The 19,697-nt window shown below is 65.3% G+C and carries 19 protein-coding genes; 14 read left to right on the top strand and 5 right to left on the bottom strand.

What is annotated here, in order from left to right:
• Window positions 1–33: 33 nt before the first annotated feature.
• Both RND64_RS16570 and RND64_RS16565 read left to right on the top strand, forming a co-directional pair.
• A complete protein-coding gene (locus tag RND64_RS16570; protein ID WP_197494451.1) occupies window positions 34–1,110 on the top strand; it encodes an aldo/keto reductase in 1,077 nt (358 codons plus the stop codon).
• A 35-nt stretch (window positions 1,111–1,145) separates the two neighbouring features.
• Window positions 1,146–1,574, top strand: coding sequence for a tautomerase family protein (locus RND64_RS16565; protein WP_049698831.1), 429 nt, complete (start codon window positions 1,146–1,148; stop codon window positions 1,572–1,574).
• Between the two features lie 54 nt (window positions 1,575–1,628).
• Here the strand turns inward: RND64_RS16565 and RND64_RS16560 are convergent, their stop codons facing one another.
• On the bottom strand, window positions 1,629–2,093 hold the full coding sequence (locus RND64_RS16560) for a GNAT family N-acetyltransferase (RefSeq protein ID WP_049698832.1): 465 nt from the start codon (window positions 2,091–2,093) through the stop codon (window positions 1,629–1,631).
• Between the two features lie 425 nt (window positions 2,094–2,518).
• On the opposite strand from RND64_RS16560, the gene rpsJ reads away from it, so the two are divergent.
• From rpsJ to rpsQ, 11 genes are read left to right on the top strand one after another with little or no spacing between them, the layout of a single operon-like run.
• A complete protein-coding gene (gene rpsJ, locus RND64_RS16555; RefSeq protein ID WP_003938093.1) occupies window positions 2,519–2,824 on the top strand; it encodes a 30S ribosomal protein S10 in 306 nt (101 codons plus the stop codon).
• A 20-nt stretch (window positions 2,825–2,844) separates the two neighbouring features.
• Window positions 2,845–3,501, top strand: coding sequence for a 50S ribosomal protein L3 (rplC, locus tag RND64_RS16550; protein ID WP_049698833.1), 657 nt, complete (start codon window positions 2,845–2,847; stop codon window positions 3,499–3,501).
• On the top strand, window positions 3,498–4,184 hold the full coding sequence (gene rplD, locus RND64_RS16545; protein WP_005203933.1) for a 50S ribosomal protein L4: 687 nt from the start codon (window positions 3,498–3,500) through the stop codon (window positions 4,182–4,184). The genes rplC and rplD overlap by 4 nt, the downstream gene beginning before the upstream one ends.
• A 2-nt stretch (window positions 4,185–4,186) precedes the next feature.
• Entirely contained in the window at window positions 4,187–4,492 is a 306-nt protein-coding gene (gene rplW, locus RND64_RS16540; protein ID WP_005203935.1) for a 50S ribosomal protein L23, read from the top strand.
• Window positions 4,493–4,521: 29 nt separating this feature from the next.
• Window positions 4,522–5,358, top strand: coding sequence for a 50S ribosomal protein L2 (gene rplB / locus RND64_RS16535; RefSeq protein WP_049698834.1), 837 nt, complete (start codon window positions 4,522–4,524; stop codon window positions 5,356–5,358).
• A 20-nt stretch (window positions 5,359–5,378) separates the two neighbouring features.
• Complete coding sequence (gene rpsS, locus RND64_RS16530; protein WP_005203946.1) at window positions 5,379–5,660, top strand: 30S ribosomal protein S19; 282 nt, start codon at window positions 5,379–5,381, stop codon at window positions 5,658–5,660.
• Entirely contained in the window at window positions 5,660–6,070 is a 411-nt protein-coding gene (rplV, locus tag RND64_RS16525; RefSeq protein WP_005170314.1) for a 50S ribosomal protein L22, read from the top strand. Before rpsS ends, rplV begins: the two co-directional genes overlap by 1 nt.
• A 2-nt stretch (window positions 6,071–6,072) precedes the next feature.
• Complete coding sequence (rpsC, locus tag RND64_RS16520) at window positions 6,073–6,885, top strand: 30S ribosomal protein S3 (RefSeq protein ID WP_005203947.1); 813 nt, start codon at window positions 6,073–6,075, stop codon at window positions 6,883–6,885.
• 3 nt (window positions 6,886–6,888) lie between these two features.
• On the top strand, window positions 6,889–7,305 hold the full coding sequence (gene rplP, locus RND64_RS16515) for a 50S ribosomal protein L16 (protein WP_005203950.1): 417 nt from the start codon (window positions 6,889–6,891) through the stop codon (window positions 7,303–7,305).
• The gene (gene rpmC, locus RND64_RS16510; protein ID WP_005203954.1) at window positions 7,305–7,538 is read left to right on the top strand and encodes a 50S ribosomal protein L29; all 234 of its coding nucleotides are present in this window, start codon (window positions 7,305–7,307) and stop codon (window positions 7,536–7,538) included. The genes rplP and rpmC overlap by 1 nt, the downstream gene beginning before the upstream one ends.
• A complete protein-coding gene (rpsQ, locus tag RND64_RS16505; RefSeq protein WP_005203958.1) occupies window positions 7,535–7,825 on the top strand; it encodes a 30S ribosomal protein S17 in 291 nt (96 codons plus the stop codon). The genes rpmC and rpsQ overlap by 4 nt, the downstream gene beginning before the upstream one ends.
• Before the next feature lie 277 nt (window positions 7,826–8,102).
• Here the strand turns inward: rpsQ and RND64_RS16500 are convergent, their stop codons facing one another.
• The 4 genes from RND64_RS16500 to RND64_RS16485 form a co-directional block, all read right to left on the bottom strand.
• Entirely contained in the window at window positions 8,103–8,459 is a 357-nt protein-coding gene (locus RND64_RS16500; RefSeq protein ID WP_049698835.1) for a GNAT family N-acetyltransferase, read from the bottom strand.
• A gap of 64 nt (window positions 8,460–8,523) precedes the next feature.
• Window positions 8,524–9,339, bottom strand: coding sequence for an ABC transporter permease (locus RND64_RS16495; RefSeq protein ID WP_049698836.1), 816 nt, complete (start codon window positions 9,337–9,339; stop codon window positions 8,524–8,526).
• On the bottom strand, window positions 9,336–10,163 hold the full coding sequence (locus tag RND64_RS16490) for an ABC transporter permease (RefSeq protein WP_049698837.1): 828 nt from the start codon (window positions 10,161–10,163) through the stop codon (window positions 9,336–9,338). The genes RND64_RS16495 and RND64_RS16490 overlap by 4 nt, the downstream gene beginning before the upstream one ends.
• Window positions 10,160–11,245, bottom strand: coding sequence for an ATP-binding cassette domain-containing protein (locus tag RND64_RS16485; RefSeq protein WP_331436169.1), 1,086 nt, complete (start codon window positions 11,243–11,245; stop codon window positions 10,160–10,162). The genes RND64_RS16490 and RND64_RS16485 overlap by 4 nt, the downstream gene beginning before the upstream one ends.
• A gap of 434 nt (window positions 11,246–11,679) precedes the next feature.
• Here RND64_RS16485 and RND64_RS16480 point away from each other — a divergent pair, with 434 nt between their 5' ends.
• Entirely contained in the window at window positions 11,680–19,686 is an 8,007-nt protein-coding gene (locus tag RND64_RS16480; protein ID WP_064868411.1) for a non-ribosomal peptide synthetase, read from the top strand.
• Window positions 19,687–19,697 lie beyond the last annotated feature (11 nt).

Below are 19,697 nucleotides of genomic sequence, written 5' to 3'. Positions count from 1 at the left end.
CGACACACAGATCTCGACAGGACGGGAAAAACAATGAGTGACAACGCTATTCGCGACCGATCCCTGTGCTACCGGGTCTTCGGTGAGCACACGGGGCTGCGCGTCTCCGAGGTCATCCTCGGTACCGGCAACTTCGGTACCCGCTGGGGTCATGGTTCGACGCCGGACGCGTCGTCGAAGATTCTCGATGCCTATGCCGACGCGGGCGGCAACTTCCTCGACACCGCCGACAGCTATCAGTTCGGCGAGTCCGAGGAGATCCTCGGCCGGCTGCTGCAGGGTCGACGCGACGAGTTCGTGCTCGCCACCAAGTTCACCCAGCGCGCCGACCCGTCGGCCGGAATCCTCGTGACCGGCAACAGTCGCAAGGCGATGGTGAGTTCGGTGGAGCAGAGTCTGCGACGACTGAATACCGACCACATCGACCTGTTGTGGGCTCACTACTCCGACGGCGTCACACCAGTGGAGGAACTGCTGCGCGGATTCGACGACCTCGCGCGCGCAGGCAAGATTCTGTACGCGGGGCTCTCGGATTTCCCGGCCTGGCGCGTGGCACGCGCTGCCACCATCGCCGAGATCCGCGGAACCCTGCCGATCGCGGCGCTGCAATTCGAGCACAGTCTCGTCGAACGCACCGCAGAGGCCGAGCTGGTGCAGGCGGGCAAGGCCCTTGGACTCGGGCTCGCGGCGTGGTCGCCGCTCGGCGGTGGCGTGCTGACCGGCAAATACCGCGACGGTGCCACCGGCCGCGCGCAAGGCTTCGGCGGCAAGGTCTTCCAGCCGGAGAACTCGACGCAGCGCACCGCGATCCTCGACGAGGTCATCGCCGTGGCGAAAGAGGTGGGCGCGACACCGGGGGAGGTCGCCATCGCGTGGGTCGCCGCACAGGGCGTCACGCCCATCATCGGGCCGCGGTCGGTGGAGCAATTGCAGAGCAATCTCGCGGCACTCGCCGTCGACCTCTCACCCGAGCAGCTTTCTCGACTCGACGCGGTCAGCGCGCCGGCGCAGGTGTTCCCGTACACGCTGCTCGACGACCCCGACAACCAGCAACGCATCACCGGCGGCCAACTCGCGCGCTTCGACCGGCCGACCGTACCCGTCGCGTGAGACAAGAACCCATCCGAGAGCACAGGAGCATTGCCATGCCCATGATCGATATCTACGCACCAGCAGGAACCTTCGCCGACACCGCGCAGCTGGCCGCCGACGCCGCGAAGACGGTGATGGCCGTCGAAGGAGTTCCGGACCTCTCGATGTTCCGCGACAACACCGCAGCCTTCGTGCACGAGTTGCCGCCGGGTTCCTTCTCCGACGTCAACGGAAATGCGCATCATGTCCGCGTCCAGGTGCTCACCAATGCGGGCGCGCTCACCCGCGAGCAGCAGGTGGCCGTCGTCGCCCAGCTCACAGATCTGGTGGTGCGGGCAGCGGGCGACGACTCGCTCGCAGACCGCACCTGGGTGCTTCTCACCGAGGCAGTGCCTGGCGGCTGGGGGCTATGGGGACACGCACACACCAATGAGGAGTTGGTGGCTGCGGCGCGCGCGGAGATCGCGAAGTCGGCGGGCTGAGCACGAACTGCCTGTGCCGGCAGCGTCATCAACCGGCTACAGCGTCATGAACGGCTACAGCGGCAGCGTCATGAACTGGTTGTGCGGGCTGGCCCGGTAGTCGGCGAACGGCGGGCACGACACGAACCCGGCACTGCGGTACAGCGAGATCGCCGGAACGTGCAGCTCCGCGGTGCCGGTTTCCAGGCTCACTCGCTGATATCCGCGTCGACGGGCCTCGTCGACGACGTGCGTCAGCAGCGCGCGGCCGACGCCGGTACCCCGAGCAGCGGGAGCGGCGCGCATCGATTTCACCTCGCCGTGCGTCGAGTCCAGCTCTTTGAGGGCGACGAACCCTGCGAGTTGTTGGTCGTCCGGTTCGACGGTCCACGCTGTCCAGAAGCTGACGCCGGGAGCTGACAGGCCGGAGGCGTCGAGGGCGAAGGCGTACTCCGACATCACCGACTGCAGCTCACGGAGATGGTGCTCGAGGAGGTCGGCGACGTAGGGGGCGGTCGGGTCGTCGAGCCTGATGTCCACGTTTCCCCAATCGGTCGGTGAGAAGTAGGGAAGTAGGTGGGTATCGTCGCATGCCCTTAGCGAGAGAATCCACTGGCTCCGACCTGGATTTGAATCGAGGCCCCGACCTGGTGCATACTTGTCGGGTTGCCTTGACCGGCGGACGTGGTTTTACTGCGGCCCCGATCGGGTGAATACCTCCCAAGGCCCCCGAGTTCGGGACCAAGGGCGTGTAACGCGTGCGCCGAATCCGGTTCACGGTCACGACACGCCCGACCGCGGGTGCCGGAGCAAACCGGCTCGTACCAGCGACGAGCCAACGTACAACGACAGATGAACAGCGTCGATCCCCGACTCACGCGGAGATCTATGTGCCCGCCGACCGGTGTCGGCCCCAGGTGCGCGGTGTTTGTCTGTCGAGAACAACTGACGGAAGAGGACACAGCGTGGCGGGACAGAAGATCCGCATCAGGCTCAAGGCCTACGACCACGAGGCGATCGACGCTTCGGCGCGCAAGATCGTGGAGACCGTGACCCGTACGGGTGCACGCGTCGTCGGCCCGGTGCCGTTGCCCACCGAAAAGAACGTGTACTGCGTCATCCGCTCGCCGCATAAGTACAAGGACAGCCGCGAGCACTTCGAGATGCGTACTCACAAGCGACTCATCGACATCCTCGACCCGACGCCGAAGACCGTCGACGCGCTCATGCGCATCGACCTTCCGGCCAGTGTCGACGTCAACATCCAGTAGGGCGGGGGCGAAGAGAAATCATGAGTAATCAGAGCGCGACCAAGGGAATTCTGGGCACCAAGCTCGGCATGACCCAGGTCTTCGACGAGAACAACCGTGTCGTTCCGGTCACTGTCATTCAGGCAGGCCCGAACGTCATCACCCAGCTCCGTAACCAGGACCGCGACGGCTACACCGCCGTGCAGCTTGCGTACGGCGCGATCGATCCCCGCAAGGTGACCAAGCCGGTCGCGGGCCAGTTCGCGAAGGCAGGCGTTACGCCGCGTCGCCACCTGGCCGAGATCCGCGTCGCCGACACCAGCGAGTTCGAGGTCGGTCAGGAACTGACCGCCGAGATCTTCGCCGACGGTGCGCTGGTCGACGTCACCGGCACCTCCAAGGGCAAGGGATTTGCCGGCGCGATGAAGCGCCACGGCTTCTCCGGCCTCGGTGCCAGCCACGGCGCGCACCGCGTGCACCGTGCCCCCGGCTCGATCGGTGGCTGCGCCACCCCGGGTCGTGTCTTCAAGGGCATGCGGATGGCCGGTCGCATGGGTAACGACACCGTGACCACGCAGAACCTCACCGTCCACAAGGTGGACGCCGAGGCCGGTCTGCTGTTGATCAAGGGCGCCATCCCCGGCCGTAAGGGCGGAATCGTGGTCGTCCGTGACGCTGTGAAGGGTGGTGCGAAGTGAGCACCGAAACCACAACGAAGCTGACGCTGGACGTCAAGACCGCCGACGGCAAGACCAACGGAACCGTTGATCTGCCCGCCGAGATCTTCGACGCACCCGCGAACATCGCACTGATGCACCAGGTCGTGGTGGCCCAGCAGGCCGCCGCTCGCCAGGGCACACACGCAACCAAGACCCGTGGACAGGTCAGCGGTGGCGGCGCCAAGCCGTACCGCCAGAAGGGCACCGGTCGCGCCCGCCAGGGTTCGACCCGCGCACCGCAGTTCACCGGTGGTGGCGTCGTCCACGGCCCGCAGCCGCGTGACTACAGCCAGCGCACCCCCAAGAAGATGAAGGCAGCCGCACTGCGCGGCGCGCTGAGTGATCGTGCTCGTAACGAGCGCATTCACGTCATCACCGAGCTCGTCGCAGGCCAGGCGCCGTCGACCAAGAGCGCTCGGCAGTTCCTGGAGGCACTGAGCACCCGACGTAAGTTCCTCGTCGTGCTCGGCCGCGAAGATCTGACCGCGTGGAAGAGCGTTGCGAACCTGAAGAACGTGCTGCCGATCGCTCCCGATCAGCTCAACACCTACGACGTCCTCGAGTCGGACGAACTGGTGTTCAGCGTCGAGACGCTCAACGCGTTCATCGCACAGAACACGTCGACGGCCAAGTCCGTCGCCAATGAGACAGAGGAGGCCTGAGCATGGCTACGCAGGCTGACCCGCGTGACATCATCCTGGCGCCGGTGATCTCGGAGAAGTCGTACGGACTCATCGAGGACAACGTCTACACCTTCCTGGTTCACCCGGACTCGAACAAGACGCAGATCAAGATCGCCGTCGAGCAGATCTTCGATGTGACCGTCACGAGCGTCAACACCGCGAACCGCCAGGGCAAGCGCAAGCGCACCCGCGCAGGCTACGGCCAGCGCAAGTCCACCAAGCGCGCGATCGTCACGTTGACCGCAGACAGCAAGCCCATCGAGATCTTCGGAGGACCGGTCGGCTGACCGGGACTTCAGAGAAGGACTGAGAACTCATGGCTATTCGTAAGTACAAGCCGACGACCCCGGGTCGTCGCGGATCCTCCGGCGCTGATTTCGCCGAGATCACCCGCGACTACCCCGAGAAGTCGCTGGTTCGTCCGCTGCACGGTCGCGGTGGACGTAACGCACACGGCCGGATCACCACCCGGCACAAGGGCGGCGGTCACAAGCGCGCATACCGCTTGATCGACTTCCGTCGCAACGACAAGGACGGCGTCAACGCCAAGGTCGCTCACATCGAGTACGACCCGAACCGCACCGCCCGCATCGCACTGCTCCACTACGTGGACGGCGAGAAGCGCTACATCATCGCGCCCAAGGGTCTGTCCCAGGGCGACGTGGTGGAGAGCGGTCCCGCCGCCGACATCAAGCCCGGCAACAACCTGCCGCTGCGCAACATCCCGACCGGTACCCAGGTGCACGCTGTAGAGCTGCGTCCGGGTGGCGGAGCGAAGATGGCTCGCAGCGCGGGCGCTTCGATCCAGCTCCTCGGTAAGGAAGGCGCGTACGCGACCCTCCGTATGCCGTCGGGCGAGATCCGTCGCGTCGACGTGCGCTGCCGCGCAACCGTCGGCGAGGTCGGCAACGCCGAGCAGTCGAACATCAACTGGGGCAAGGCCGGCCGTATGCGCTGGAAGGGCAAGCGCCCGACCGTCCGCGGTGTCGTGATGAACCCGGTCGACCACCCGCATGGTGGCGGCGAGGGCAAGACCTCCGGTGGTCGCCACCCGGTCAGCCCGTGGGGTCAGCCTGAGGGCCGTACCCGTAAGAACAAGGCCAGCGACAAGCTGATCGTCCGGCGCCGTCGCACCGGCAAGAACAAGCGATAAGCACAGGAGGGAGTTAGAGAATGCCACGCAGCCTCAAGAAGGGCCCGTTCGTCGACGACCACCTGCTTGCCAAGGTGGACACGCAGAACGAAAAAGGCACCAAGCAGGTCATCAAGACCTGGTCGCGTCGTTCGACCATCATCCCCGACTTCATCGGTCACACCTTCGCCGTCCACGACGGTCGCAAGCACGTCCCGGTGTTCGTCTCGGACAACATGGTCGGGCACAAGCTGGGCGAGTTCGCCCCCACCCGTACCTTCAAGGGTCACATCAAGGATGACCGGAAAGCGAAGCGCCGGTAATGACTACGCAGACCGATAATCCCACCGCGAAGGCCACGGCCAAGTTCGTTCGCGTGACGCCGATGAAGGCCCGTCGTGTACTCGACCTGGTCCGCGGCAAGAACGTCGACGAGGCGCTCGACATCCTGCGGTTCGCACCGCAGTCGGCGTCGGAGCCCGTCTACAAGGTTCTCGCAAGCGCTGTCGCGAACGCGGAGAACAACCTGGATCTGGATCGCCGGACCCTCGTTGTCGCCACCGCCTTTGCTGACGAGGGCCCCACGCTCAAGCGGTTCCAGCCGCGCGCACAGGGCCGCGCGTTCCGTATCCGCAAGCGCACCAGCCACATCACTGTTGTGGTCGAGAGTCTTCCTGAGAAGGCATCGTCCGCACGCGGCCGGTCGCGTCAGCCGAAGAAGAAGGGAGCCTGACAGTGGGCCAGAAAATCAACCCGCACGGCTTCCGTCTGGGCATCACCACCGACTGGAGTTCACGGTGGTACGCCGACAAGCAGTACGCGGAGTACGTGAAGGAAGATGTCGCCATCCGCAAGCTCCTCTCGCAGGGGCTCGAGCGTGCAGGCATCGCCAAGGTGGAGATCGAGCGCACGCGTGACCGCGTTCGCGTCGACATCCACACCGCTCGTCCCGGCATCGTCATCGGCCGCCGTGGCGCCGAGGCCGACCGCATCCGTGGCGACCTGGAGAAGCTGACCGGTAAGCAGGTCCAGCTGAACATCCTCGAGGTCAAGAACCCGGAGTCGGAGGCCCAGCTCGTGGCGCAGGGCGTCGCGGAGCAGCTGAGCAACCGCGTGGCGTTCCGTCGTGCGATGCGCAAGGCGATCCAGTCGGCGATGCGTCAGCCGAACGTGAAGGGCATCCGGGTCCAGTGCTCGGGTCGCCTCGGCGGTGCAGAAATGAGCCGCAGTGAGTTCTACCGCGAAGGTCGCGTGCCGCTTCACACGCTGCGCGCCGACATCGACTACGGACTCTACGAAGCCAAGACGACCTTCGGCCGCATCGGTGTGAAGGTCTGGATCTACAAGGGTGACATCGTCGGTGGCAAGCGCGAGCTGTCCGCAGCCGCGCCGGCAGCTGAAGATCGTCGTCCGCGTCGTCCCAGCCGTCCTCGCCGCAGCGGTGCCTCTGGCACCACGGCCACCAGCACCGACGCAGGTCGGGCAGCGGAGGCTCCTGCCGAGGCAACTGCTGGCGCCGGCGCCGGAGCAGAAAAGCAGGAGGGCTGAGGCATGTTGATCCCTCGTCGGGTCAAGCACCGCAAGCAGCATCACCCGAGCCTCAAGGGCCAGGCCAAGGGCGGCACCAAGGTGACGTTCGGTGACTTCGGCATCCAGGCTCTGGAGAGCGCCTACATCACCAACCGTCAGATCGAGTCCGCTCGTATCGCCATCAACCGGCACATCAAGCGTGGCGGCAAGGTGTGGATCAACATCTTCCCCGACCGCCCGCTGACCAAGAAGCCCGCCGAGACCCGCATGGGTTCCGGTAAGGGTTCGCCCGAGTGGTGGGTTGCCCCGGTCAAGCCGGGTCGCGTGCTGTTCGAAATGACCTACCCCGATGAGCAGACCGCTCGCGAGGCCCTGCGCCGCGCACAGCACAAGCTGCCCATCAAGACCCGGATCGTGACCAGAGAGGAGCAGTTCTGATGGCACTCGGAGTTGCAGCAGCTGAGCTTCGTGATCTCAGCGACACCGATCTGGTCGACCGGCTCAAAGAGTCGAAGGAAGAGCTCTTCAACCTTCGGTTCCAGATGGCCACCGGCCAGCTCGACAACAATCGTCGTCTGCGGACCGTGCGTCGCGAGATCGCACGCATCTACACCGTGATGCGCGAGCGTGAGCTTGGTTTGGCGTCGGGACCGGATGGTGATGACGCATGAGTGAGGACCAGAAGGTGACCGAAACCAACACCGCTGAGCGGAACCGTCGCAAGGAGCGCATCGGTTACGTCGTCAGCGACAAGATGCAGAAGACCATCGTGGTCGAGCTGGAAGATCGTAAGCGTCACGCGCTGTACGGCAAGATCATCCGGACCACGAGCAAGGTCAAGGCCCACGACGAGAAGGGCGATGCCGGCGTCGGCGACCGCGTGCGGATCATGGAGACCCGCCCGCTGTCCGCGACCAAGCACTGGCGTCTCGTCGAGGTGCTGGAGAAGGCCAAGTAAGAGCCGCCTCCATACAACTTCACAGTCGGCAATGGCCCGTCCCTTTCCAGGGGCGGGCCATTGTCGTCGGTATGTGGCGGTGTGCCGACGGCAGAAACGACTCGACCCGCCTGACGACATGGTCAGGCGGGTCGGTGATCGGTGCGCTGCTATTCACCCGGAGAGGTGGCCGGTGACTAGCTCGACCGTCGCGGTGAGCGGTCGTCCACCCCCGCTCACACATTCAGAATAAGTTCGACGATGCACGCCGGACCAGGGACTTTTGGCCCGATTGCTGCTACGTGGTCACCGACTGAATCCAGTTGATGTCGTCTGTGGTCACCTTGCGTGATTTGTCCGTATACTCTGCATGCTCGGACAAGAAGTGTCGGACCAACGGGCACACGGGGACGATCAGTTTGCCCGCGGCGATCGAGTCGTCGAGCGCCTCCTTGACGAGGATTGTGGCCAGGCCGCGTCCGCCGAAATCGGGACCCACTTCGGTGTGGTAGAAAACGCGCTCGGCGCTCCCGCCATGATCGCGGTCCCGGTAGGCGGTGAGGCCCGCGACCCTGCCGTCGACGCTGATCTGATAGCGGTTCTCGTCCGCGAGGTGGGTGACGTTGGTTTCGGCTCCGGTTTTGTCGGTTGTCATGAATCCGACGGTAGCGCGAGGCAGCACGCTGCGTGGTCGAGTGCGTGCTGTGGGTCAAGTGGGTTCAGTGCGCGGTGGCTGCGCGTCGATAGCCGCGCAGCGCCGGAATGAGGCAGACGGCGATGATGGCGACCGACCAGATCGCCACCTTGACGAAGTTGTGCGCCACCGGTCCGCCACTTGCCAGCGATCGCATCACCTCGATCGTCGGCGTCATGGGTTGGTTCGCGACGATCGGCTGCAGCCATCCCGGGTAGGCGTCGATGGGGGAGAAGCCCGAATTGAAGAACATCAACACGCTCGAGATCAACGACAGTAGGGGGACAAGCGGAGCGGATGGTCCTGCGCTCACTGCGAGTGCGAGTACCAGGGTTGCGTAAGCGATGCCGAACATCAGCGTGACGGCGATGATCCCGATGACCGAGGCGACACCGCCGGTGATCCGAAAGCCGATGGCCGTACCGAGCGCGAGGAGGAGCCCGGTCACGACGACGATGCGGACCACCTCGCTGCCGAGCCGTGAGGTGAGATCTGCGGCGCGATGGATCGGTAGGACGTACAGCCTGGTCAACAATCCCGTACCGCGCTCGGAGTTCAGACGCACGCCCGCGGCAACGGAACCGAACATGGCGCTCACGAGAATGACCAGGGGCACTGTCGAGTACGAGCTGTCCTGTCCCGTTGCACCGCCGATCGCGTCGCCGAGCACCACCTTGAACATGAGCAGCGTGAGTACGGGAACCACGACGAGTTGGACGAGCATCCCCTTGTCGCCGACCATCACCGACACCTGGCGCCACGTCAGCGCGCCGCTCTGCGATGCCCATGCGCGCAACGAGCGTTCGGACCGAGGGGCCGCTACCGGCATCTGAGTGGTCATCGAGCGGCCTTTCTGGCTCCGAAGACGCCGAGTACCACCGCTGCGGCGGCCAAGCCGATGCACCACCAGACCGTCGGCATGAGTATCTCCCGGGTGGCACTTCCGTCACCGAGTGCGCGCATCGACGTGGCGAACTGCGAGATCGGTTGATTGCGCACGAAGGGGGCGATCCATTCGGGAAACTGGCTCTCGGGAACGAAGCCGGTGGACATCATGCCCAGGATCAGTATCGGAAGTGAGAGCGCCTGGCTCGTCGCCTCCGGACTGTCGGACAACAGGCCGATGGCGTCGGCGACCGCTGCGATGAGTAGCCCGACCACGAATGCAACGGCGAAGAGTCCGATTGTCTCGGCCACCGAGCCGTGGGGGCGCCATCCCATGACCAGGCTGGTTGCGGTGGCACACGTGATCGAGAGAGTCAGCAGGAGTCCGTTGGTGCCCAGTCGCGCGGACACCGGAACCCATGAGCGCATGGGAAGGGTACGGAAGCGGGTGTGCACGCCTTTCGTTGCATCGTTCGCGGCCCGCATGGCGGCGGCGGACGCGACGAAACCCACCGACTGCAGCGCGATGATCGGCATCAGGAACTGTGCGTAGTCCATCCCCGGATCGGAGTCCATGATGGACCGCAGCGGCAGATAGAAGCAGACCGCGAGCAGCACCGGGGCGACGAACGCGAAGATGAACTCGCCGTTGCGGACGATACCGCCGACTCCTCGTCCGACGAGCACCCAGAGTTGTGTCAGTGCGCGAGCGTGCGGCTCGGTTCCCGACTCGGGTGCAGCGACGAGAGCGGTGAGCTTCTTCGGAGCTGCCTGGGTCATGCGCTCGCGCTCCGGTCGGACGGGTGCTCCTCGTGGAGGTCGTTGTCGGACGTGGCGTCGGGACCGGTGAGTGCGAGGAATACCTCGTCGAGGCTCGGGCGCCGTAATGTTATGTCGGACAGACGAATTCCGGCGAGCGTCGTTCGACGAACGATCTCGACCAAGGTGTCGGCACCCTCTGGCGCCGGCACGGACACGGAGATCGAGTCGGCTTCGTTCACTGTCGCATCGTCCGACTGTGCGCTCGCTCGCGTCGCGCCGAGATCGCCGAGGCAGGCGAGCAGGGGTTCGAGTTCCTCCGCAACGGTTGGTGTCACCTGATAGTGCGAGGCACCGGTCGCGGCCTTGAGCTCCGCCGCGGTTCCCGAAGCGATCACCCGGCCCTTGTCGATCACCACGATGTGGTCGGAGAGGGAGTCGGCTTCTTCGAGGTACTGGGTGGTCAACAAGATCGTGACGCCCTGATCCCGAAGTGCGGAGACGAGCCGCCAGACGTCCTGCCTGCTGCGCGGGTCGAGGCCCGTTGTCGGTTCGTCGAGGAAGACCACCTCAGGGCGGGTGACCAGGCCGCAAGCGATATCGATTCGACGTCGCATACCGCCCGAGTACTTTCCGACGCGGCGCTCGGCGGCGTCGGTCAGGCCGAAGTCGACGAGTAGTTCGTCGGCTCTCTCGCGCGCGGCCCGCTTCGTCAGCCCCATCAGCCTGCCGAAGAGGACAAGGTTGGCGCGTCCGCTGAGCGACTCGTCGAGTGCGGCGAACTGGCCGGTCAGCATGATGGATCGTCTGACCGCCGCGGCGTCGGCCACGACGTCGTGACCGGCGACGGTCGCCGAGCCGTCGTCCGGCTTGAGCAGGGTGCACAGCATGTTGACCGTGGTGGTCTTTCCTGCACCGTTCGGTCCGAGGAGCGCCAGGATCGACCCCTTCTCGACGTCGAAGGTGACATCTTCGACGGCGGTGTGGTCTCCGAAGCGTTTACGCAGGCCATTGGCGGTGATGGCGACCTCGGGGGCCGCACGATGCCGAGCGCCCGAGCCGGTGCTCGGCGAGGCAACGTGTCTGCGGAACGGGTGTGCCATTCGGCACTCCTCTCCCATGTGATGACCATCTGTACCGGTGGCGTGACCTGCGCACCACCGCATTCCGGATCGCCAAAATGATCCGGATTCCGCAATGAGCGCAGACTACATGTCGAATGTCTACCTGATCTACTTTTCCGCAGATCGATTTCGATGCGCGAGAAAGTTACCCCGTTCAGGGGACATGTGTAACGACGAGGTGGAGATGAGCGATCAAAGTCGGGAAAGCATTTTTGTCACCTAATCCGCCCTGGTAATCAATTCTGAACTACTTCCTTCGATTGAATTGTCTAGCGTTTCCTTCCGTAGAAATACACCTTGGGTGAGACTAGGTCGGGTAAATGGCGGGATCGGTTTCCAGGGCAGGCCGGCCGCAGCCAGCCGGCGTAGCCAGCGGGGATCGGGGCGAGTCGGTACAACCCGGGAGTGAGGATATGAGCCAACAGCACACGGCGGACGATCGTCGTGAAGCGGGCCTCGGTGGTCCGCTGCTCGAGTTGACGGCCGCGCAGCGCGGCATGTGGTTTGCGGAAAGTCTCTCTCCTGATTACTCGGTAACCGTCGCGCAGTACATCGACATCAGGGATGATGATCGGCCGCTCGATGAGGAACTTCTTCGCCAGTTGATCGTCGACGCAGGTCGTGAGACCGAGATGGCCTTCACGCGGATCGTCGAGGTCGACGGTGTGCCGATGCAGGTTGTTGACCAGTCGATCGACAACCATTTGCAGGTTGTCGACCTTCGCGGCGAAGCCGATCCGGTCGCTCGCGCCCGTGACTGGATGAATTCCGATTATCGCGGCAATATGGACCTGCTGTCGGACCCCCTCGTCGTCGGTGCACTTCTTCGCGTCGCCGATGATCGCATTTTTTGGTACGTGCGTGCGCATCACATAGCCCTCGACGGATACGCAGCGCTGACCGTGGTATACGAGATTCTCAACCGTTACAACGCGGCGGTCACGGGTGCGGAATACGTCTCCAAACCCGGCGCCAAGCTCGATGAATTGGTTGCCGACGATCAGAAGTATCTCAGTGGCACCCGCCGCCAGGCTGACCGCGAATACTGGGCAGATCGCGTCCATGATCTTCCTGAACGAGTCACCCTCGCTCAGCAATCCGCAGCGGCTCCACTCTCGCCCTGCAATGCCGTTGCCGCCACCGAGATGGATTCCGCGCGCCAGCAGACCATTGAGCGTCTTTCCGCGTCGCTCAACAGTTCGCCTGCGGTGCTACTGAGTGCCGGATTTTCGGCATTTCTCGCCCGGATGGCGGGAACCGACGATGTCGTTCTCAGCCTTCCGGTGACCGGCCGGGCCACGGCAAAGATCAAGCGTGCGGCCGGCATGGTCTCCAACATGTTGCCCGTGCGATTTCGCGACGTGAGGCGACTGTCGATGCGCGGCCTCGTGGACCAGGCGCAGCTCGAGTTCACCGGTGTGCTCCGGCACCAGCGCTACCGGTTCGAAGACATCCGCCTCGACGCGGGACTGCAGGACGCCAACACCGCGTCGTTCGGTCCGATCGTGAACATCATGTTCTTCGACAAGCCCGTCGAGATGGCGGGTGCGACCGTGGACTACCACATCCTGGCGTCGGGCATCCTCGAGGATCTGCGGCTCAACCTGTACCAAGCGAGTCCCACCGCACGGATCGGCGTCGACCTGCACGGCAACCCCAATCTCTACGACGAGGCCGAACTGCGCGGCCACCTCGAGCGCTTCCTCGCGTTCCTCGATCGCGTCCTGGCGCACCTGGACACTCCCATCGGCGACCTCGATCTGCTGCTCCCCGGCGAACGCGCGGATCTCCTCGACCTCGGCGTAGGCCCGCTCCGGCCGCTCCCGACGCCGTCTGCCCACCTGCTCGACGGTTTCGAGGCCGCGGTCGGTGAGACACCGACGGCCACCGCGGTCGAGTTCGGCGACCATCAGTGGACATACCGGGAGTTCGATGAACTGCGGTGGCGCTTCGCGGCCACGCTGCGTTCGGCGGGAGTCGACCAGGGCGATCACGTTGTCGTCTCGCTCGACCGTGGGCCCGCCCAGGTCGTCGCGATCTACGCGGTACTCACCCTGGGCGCGGCGTACGTCCCCGTCGACCCGACGCAGCCCGACCAGCGCCGTTCGCTCATCGCCGATGCCGTCGGCGCGCGAGTGGTGATCGACGACGAGTACCTCGTCAACGTCGGGTTCGGACCTGGTGGGTTCGGCGACGGCAGGATCTACGACGGCGCAAGGAGAACTGTGGGCGGCGGGGCAACTGCCGCCTACGTCATCTTCACCTCGGGCTCGACCGGCGTGCCCAAGGGCGTGCAGGTCAGCCACGAGGCGGTCATCAACAGACTCGCCTGGATGCAGGACAACTACGGCCTCGCGACCGATGACGTCGTGCTCTACAAGACTCCGTTCACCTTCGACGTTTCGGTGTGGGAGCTGCTCTGGGCGCTCGGGCGGGGTGCTCGGCTGGTGATCGCCAAGCCGGGTGGCCACCGCGATCCCGCGTATCTGCGTGACTTGATCATCTCGCGCGGGATCACCGTCCTGCACTTCGTTCCGTCGATGCTCGACGTGTACACCGAGGTGCTGGCGAACGAGGGGCACTCGACGCTTCTGCCGTCGACGGTCCGGTTCGTGTTCACCTCAGGTGAGGCTCTTCCGCGGAGTCTCGCCGAGCGGGTGATCGACGGATCGCACGCTGATCTGGTCAATCTCTACGGCCCCACCGAGGCGGCGGTCGATGTCACCGAGTGCACGGTGGGCAGCGACGACGGTCCGGTGCCCATCGGTACGCCGGTGGCCAACACTCGGGTTCATGTCCTCGACGGCGCCTTGGCTCAGGTGCCGGTCGGTGTCGCGGGTGAGCTCTACCTCGCCGGTATCCAACTGGCCGACGGTTATGTCGGTCGTGCCGGGCTGACCTCGGAACGATTCGTCGCCGACCCGTTCGGGCCCGAGGGCACTCGGATGTACCGAACCGGCGATCTGGTCAGGTGGGCAGACGATGGGAGTCTGCACTATCTCGGACGGACCGACTTCCAGATCAAGATCCGTGGACAACGCGTCGAGCCGGGTGAGATCGAGGCCGTCCTCGACGCCATGCCCGGAGTCGATGCGAGTGCGGTGGTGCCTCGTACCGACCTCGCCGCGGGACCCGTGCTCGTCGCGTACGTCCGTTCCGAGAGCACGGACGTCACCGAGAGTGCCGCACTGGCATGGTGCCGCGGGCATCTGCCATCGCACATGGTCCCGGTTGCTGCGATGCGACTCGACGAGTTCCCGTTGAACCCCTCGGGCAAGCTCGATCGGAAGCGGCTTCCCGTACCCGAACTGAACCGCTCCGTCGAGTACGTCGCGCCACGAACGCGAGTCGAGCTCGCGCTCTCCTCACTGATCACCGAGCTCCTCGGTGTTGAGCGGATCGGATTGCGCGACAACATCTTCGCGCTGGGTGGCGACTCGCTGATGGCCGCGCGTCTCGTCTCGCGCGCGCGTAGCGAACGAGATCTCCAGGTTGATCTGACCACCGTGTTCTCGGCTGTCGACATCGGTGGGATCGCAGATATGACCGAATTCGGTGGCGAGCCCGAACATGTGGTGTTACGCCGCTTCGAACGGGAAGCGGTCATTCCGTTGTCGCACGCGCAGACTCGGCTGTGGTTCGTCAATCGCATGGACCCGGGCGCCGCGACCTACAACATGCCCGGCGCCGTGCGACTCGGTCACGAAGTCGATGTCGACGCATTGCACGCGTCGATCGAGTTTCTCGTGGAGCGTCACGAGACGCTGCGCACACGTTTCGGCTCCCACCTCGGCGAGCCCGTGCAGGAGATCCTCACGACTGCCGAGGCGATGGAGTTCCTCGACACCGAGGTGTTCGACGCGGTGGATCGTCTCGACGAGTTGATCGCAGCCGAGGCGGCACGGGGCTTCGATCTCGTACGTGAGATCCCGTTCCGGATCCGCATCCTGCGTGATCGCGAGGGCTACGTCGTCGTCACCGTGTTGCACCACATCGCAGGCGACGGGTTCTCGCTACAGCCGTTGATCCGCGACCTGGTGGTCGGCTACACGCACCTTCGTGACGGCACGAAGCCCGACCTCGAACCCTTGGAGGTCCAGTACGCCGATTTCGCCATCTGGCAGCGCACACTCCTCGGCGAGTTGGAGTCGCCGACCGAACGTGCCGCCGAGGGCCTGTCGTTCTGGCAAACCGAGCTCGCGGACATGGCCGATTTGCTGATGCTTCCCACCGATCGCCCTCGGCCGCACCTGCCGACCGGGGCGGGCGGCTACATCGATGCAGTCATCGATGCCGAACTCGCGACGAGCATCAGGGGCCTCGCGCGAGATCGCGGCGTCACACCGTTCACTGTGGTGCACGCGGCGCTGGCGATCGTGCTGTCGCGGTGGGCGGAGGTCGATGAGGTCTCGATCGGCACGGCTGTGGCGGGCAGAGACGAGCCGGCGACAGCGGAACTGGTCGGAATGTTCGTCAACACGGTGGTGCTACGCACCGCGGTGTCGTCTGTGGACACCGTGGCCGACCTCCTCGAGCGCGCCCACGAGACCAAGACCCGCGCGGTTCGGCACGCCGACATCCCGTTCGAGTGGATCGTCGACGCGGTGAGTCCGGAACGCTCCGCCTCGCACACCCCGCTCTTCCAGGTCGCACTGACGATGCACCCGGGGCACGCGACCACGCTGCATCACTTCGACGAATCGGCCCGACTCATCGACGCGCGGGTGCCCGCCGCGAAGTTCGACCTGTCGATCACGGTGACCGATCAGGCTGACTCGGGTGGTTACGATCTCGAACTCTCCTACGCCGCTGACATTTTCGAGCGTCGCACCGCGGAACGCGTTGCCGCACAACTCGATTTGGTGTTGCGAACGATGGTCGCCGCGCCTGCGCGCTCGGTCGGGACCATCGACATCGTCGCCGACGAGGACCGGGCAGAGCTGATTTCCGGTGTCGAGGCACTCGCGGAGCCCGCACTGCTGCGAGACCTTTTCAGGGCGGGCGCCGAGCAGGCCGACCCGCACTCGCTGGCCATCGCCGGCACGTCGGAGATCACCTGGTCGATGCTCGTGGCCCGATCCAATCAGCTCGCCCGCGAACTCGTCTCGATGGGTGTCGGTCCCGGTGACATCGTCGCGATCTGCGTTCCGCGTTCGCATCAGTCGGTGCTCTCGATGATGGCGGTCGCCGCCTCGGGCGCGGCATTCGTCAGTATCGACCCGGCGCTGCCCGCTGCGCGCATCGCCGAGATCCTCGCCGACAGCGAAGCGGCGGTCGGGTTGAGCGTCGAGGAGAGCGCCTCGCGCCTCCCGGACGCAGTGGACTGGCTCGTCATCGGTCACGAGGACACCGAGTTCCGACTTGCCGGCCACAGCGGTGCGCCGCTGGGCGACGCGGAATTGGTCCGCACACCGCATCTCGACGACCTCGCGTATCTGATCTACACGTCCGGGTCGACCGGACGTCCCAAAGCTGCGGCGCTGAGCCACCGCGGACTGTCGAATGTCGTCGCCAACCAGCAGACGATATTGAGAGTGAGCAGCGAGTCGCGCGTATTGCACGTCGCGTCACCGAGTTTCGACGCGTCGATCTTCGAGATCCTGATGGCGCTCGGGCAGGGTGCCCGCCTGGTCATCAGTCCCGCGGGGGTGTTCGGGGGCGACGAACTCGCCACCCTGATGAGGGATCAGGGCGTGACCCACACGGTGATGACCCCATCGGCGCTGGGCACCATCGAGCCGGCGGCGGTGCCGAAGTTGCGTCGGGTGATCAGTGTCGGGGAGGCGTGCCCGCCAGACCTGATGCGACGCTGGGCGAGGGCGGGGCGCAGATTCCACAACCTCTACGGCCCAACGGAAGTCAGCATCTGGGCCACCGCGGCCGGACCGATGACCGAGCACGACGAGGTGTCGATCGGTTTGTCCATCCCTGGTGTCGGTGCGATCGTGCTCGACCGCGCGCTCCGGCCGGTCCCCACGGGCGTTCCCGGCGAGCTGTATCTGCGTGGCGTCCAACTCGCCCGGGGTTACCATCGCCGCAGCGACCTGACGGCGTCGAGGTTCGTCGCCGACCCATTCGCTCCCGGTGAGCGGATGTATCGCACGGGCGATCGCGTGATCCGCACAATGCGTGGCGATCTGCGCTACATCGGACGCACCGACTTCCAACTCAAGATCCGCGGACTGCGTATCGAACCGGGGGAGGTGGAGGCGGCAATCGTCGACCATCCTCTCGTCACCGACGCGGTGTGCCTCGGCGTGCCCGCGCCCAACGGTGACGATGTGTTGGTGGCTTACGCGACGCTGGCCGAAGGTGCGTCCGCAGATCCTGCGCACATCCTCGAGCATGCGGCCACGCGACTGGCCGGCTACATGGTGCCGCACACGCTCGTCGTCGTAGACGAGTTCCGGCTCACCACATCGGGGAAAATCGATCGAAAGTCGTTGCCGGCGGTCGACTTCGGGACCGCGGCCCCATATCGCCAGCCGGGGTCGCAGCTGGAGATGGTGGTCGCAGGTGTGTTCGGCCAGGTACTCGGGCTCGAACGCGTCTCCGCCGATGCCGACTTCTTCCATCTCGGCGGCAGTTCACTCTCGGCGACCAAGGTCACGGCACGCCTGGCGGCGCTTCTCGACCGCCAGGTGCCGGTGAAGCTGCTCTTCGAGCGTCCGACGGTCTCCGCGCTCGCCGCGGCATTGACGTCGGGGCCGACGGGGCAGGGCATGCCTGCGCTCCACGCGCGCAGCCGCACCGAACTCGTGCACGTGTCCGGCATGCAGCGGGGCCTCTGGCTGATCAATCGGGCCGAACCCGAGTCCGCCGCGTACAACGTCGCGATGGCTTTGCGGCTGTCCGGCGACCTCGACGTCCCGGCGCTCACCCGTGCCACGATCGACCTCGGGAGGCGTCACGAGGCTCTGCGCACCGTCTATCCGATGATCAACGGTGAACCGGTGCAGGTGATCATGCCCGCCGACGCGCTCGACAACGATGTGCTGCTCGAGGTACGCGACGTCGCGGGCTCCCTGAGCGCTGAGATCGCCGAGATCACCGGTGCCGGCTTCGACATCACCGTGCGGCCACCGGTCCGGGCGGTGCTGCTCAGGGTCTCCCCGGACGAGCACGTCCTCGTCTTCGTGGTCCATCACATCAGCGCCGACGGTGCATCGATGATGCCGCTCGCGCGTGATCTGATGGCGGCGTACGCCGCACGGCACGGTGGGGCAGAACCCGCGTGGAAGCCCCTGGCCGTGCAGTATGCCGACTTCAGCATGTGGCTCTCCGAACGACTTGCGGTGGTCGACGACGGGGTGTCCGAGCAGGAGCGCCAACTCTCCTACTGGCAGGAGCGGCTGTCGGGCCTGCCGGAAATCCTCGAGCTTCCTGCGAGTAAACCGCGCCCGAAGACACCGAGTTTCGAAGGCGCCGCAGTCGAATTCGAGATCCCGTCCGACGTGGTCGCCAAGCTCGAGGAGACCTCCCGCAAACACCACACCACCCAGTTCATGGTCACACACGCGGTGTTCGCGGTGCTGCTCGCGCGGCTCTCGGGCCGAGATGACATCGTGATCGGCACACCGTTCGCGGGTCGCGGTGAGCCGCTGCTCGAGGACGTCGTCGGAATGTTCGTCAACACCCTTGCGCTGCGTACCCGGGTCGACGGCGGCGAGCGGTTCCTCGAGTTGCTCGACCGTGTCCGCGGCGACGACCTCGCCGATATGTCGCATGCCGCAATCCCTTTCGACGAGATCGTCGCACGGATCATGTCGCGGCCGCCGACCGCGCACAACCCGATCTTCCAGGTGATGCTGGCGTTCCAGAACGTCGAATTCCCGGTGCTCCGTCTCGACGGACTCACCGTCGAGCCCGTGCGCGAGGAATTGACATCTGCGAAGGTCGACCTGGCGCTCACCTTCTTCCCGAACGATCCGGAGCGGGAGGCCCGCGGCGGGGCGCTGCGTGCCCAGTTCACCTACGCCACAGCTCTTTTCGACGAGGAGACGGTGAAGCGGATGGCCGCCCGATACGTCCGGCTGCTCGCCGAACTCGTCGACGACCCCGAGCGCGTCGTCGGCGACGCCAGCATGGTCATCGACTCCGATCAGGCCGATGATCCCGCCGAAGGTGATGAGCAGGCGTCGCTGTTCGATCTCATCGCAGATGCTGTGACCTGCGATCCGGATGCGGCGATCCTGCCCGACGTCTGTGCGGTCAGCTTCGGTGATCTGTCGACGCACGTGTCGGCGCTGAGCGCGGTTGTGCCCGATGCTGATTCGGCACTGACGATGGCACTCATGACGTTGGTTCCCGGACTGGCCACCGCTGGGCCCGCCGAGCTCGACGATGTACTGAGTTCGTTGCACGCCCGCGCACACAGGGTCGCGGCGCGCGACAAATCCACCCCTATAGATCCCATCTAGCCGGAAGGTCT

The organism is Gordonia sp. w5E2 (genome assembly GCF_036540975.1).
In the GTDB taxonomy this organism is placed as follows: Bacteria; Actinomycetota; Actinomycetes; order Mycobacteriales; family Mycobacteriaceae; genus Gordonia; species Gordonia jacobaea.
The sequence above is the reverse complement of the archived record's forward strand: the minus strand, read 5'-3'. Positions and strand labels throughout refer to the sequence as shown.

Bases quoted from the DNA above. Each gene is read 5' to 3' on its own strand.
- RND64_RS16570 (WP_197494451.1), top strand. From the start codon at position 34: ATGAGTGACAACGCTATTCGCGACCGATCCCTGTGCTACCGGGTCTTC.
- RND64_RS16565 (WP_049698831.1), top strand. From the start codon at position 1,146: ATGCCCATGATCGATATCTACGCACCAGCAGGAACCTTCGCCGACACC.
- rplC (WP_049698833.1), top strand. From the start codon at position 2,845: ATGAGTAATCAGAGCGCGACCAAGGGAATTCTGGGCACCAAGCTCGGC.
- rplW (WP_005203935.1), top strand. From the start codon at position 4,187: ATGGCTACGCAGGCTGACCCGCGTGACATCATCCTGGCGCCGGTGATC.
- rplB (WP_049698834.1), top strand. From the start codon at position 4,522: ATGGCTATTCGTAAGTACAAGCCGACGACCCCGGGTCGTCGCGGATCC.
- rpsS (WP_005203946.1), top strand. From the start codon at position 5,379: ATGCCACGCAGCCTCAAGAAGGGCCCGTTCGTCGACGACCACCTGCTT.
- rplV (WP_005170314.1), top strand. From the start codon at position 5,660: ATGACTACGCAGACCGATAATCCCACCGCGAAGGCCACGGCCAAGTTC.
- rplP (WP_005203950.1), top strand. From the start codon at position 6,889: ATGTTGATCCCTCGTCGGGTCAAGCACCGCAAGCAGCATCACCCGAGC.
- rpmC (WP_005203954.1), top strand. From the start codon at position 7,305: ATGGCACTCGGAGTTGCAGCAGCTGAGCTTCGTGATCTCAGCGACACC.
- rpsQ (WP_005203958.1), top strand. From the start codon at position 7,535: ATGAGTGAGGACCAGAAGGTGACCGAAACCAACACCGCTGAGCGGAAC.
- RND64_RS16500 (WP_049698835.1), bottom strand. From the start codon at position 8,459: ATGACAACCGACAAAACCGGAGCCGAAACCAACGTCACCCACCTCGCG.
- RND64_RS16495 (WP_049698836.1), bottom strand. From the start codon at position 9,339: ATGACCACTCAGATGCCGGTAGCGGCCCCTCGGTCCGAACGCTCGTTG.
- RND64_RS16490 (WP_049698837.1), bottom strand. From the start codon at position 10,163: ATGACCCAGGCAGCTCCGAAGAAGCTCACCGCTCTCGTCGCTGCACCC.
- RND64_RS16485 (WP_331436169.1), bottom strand. From the start codon at position 11,245: ATGGCACACCCGTTCCGCAGACACGTTGCCTCGCCGAGCACCGGCTCG.
- RND64_RS16480 (WP_064868411.1), top strand. From the start codon at position 11,680: ATGAGCCAACAGCACACGGCGGACGATCGTCGTGAAGCGGGCCTCGGT.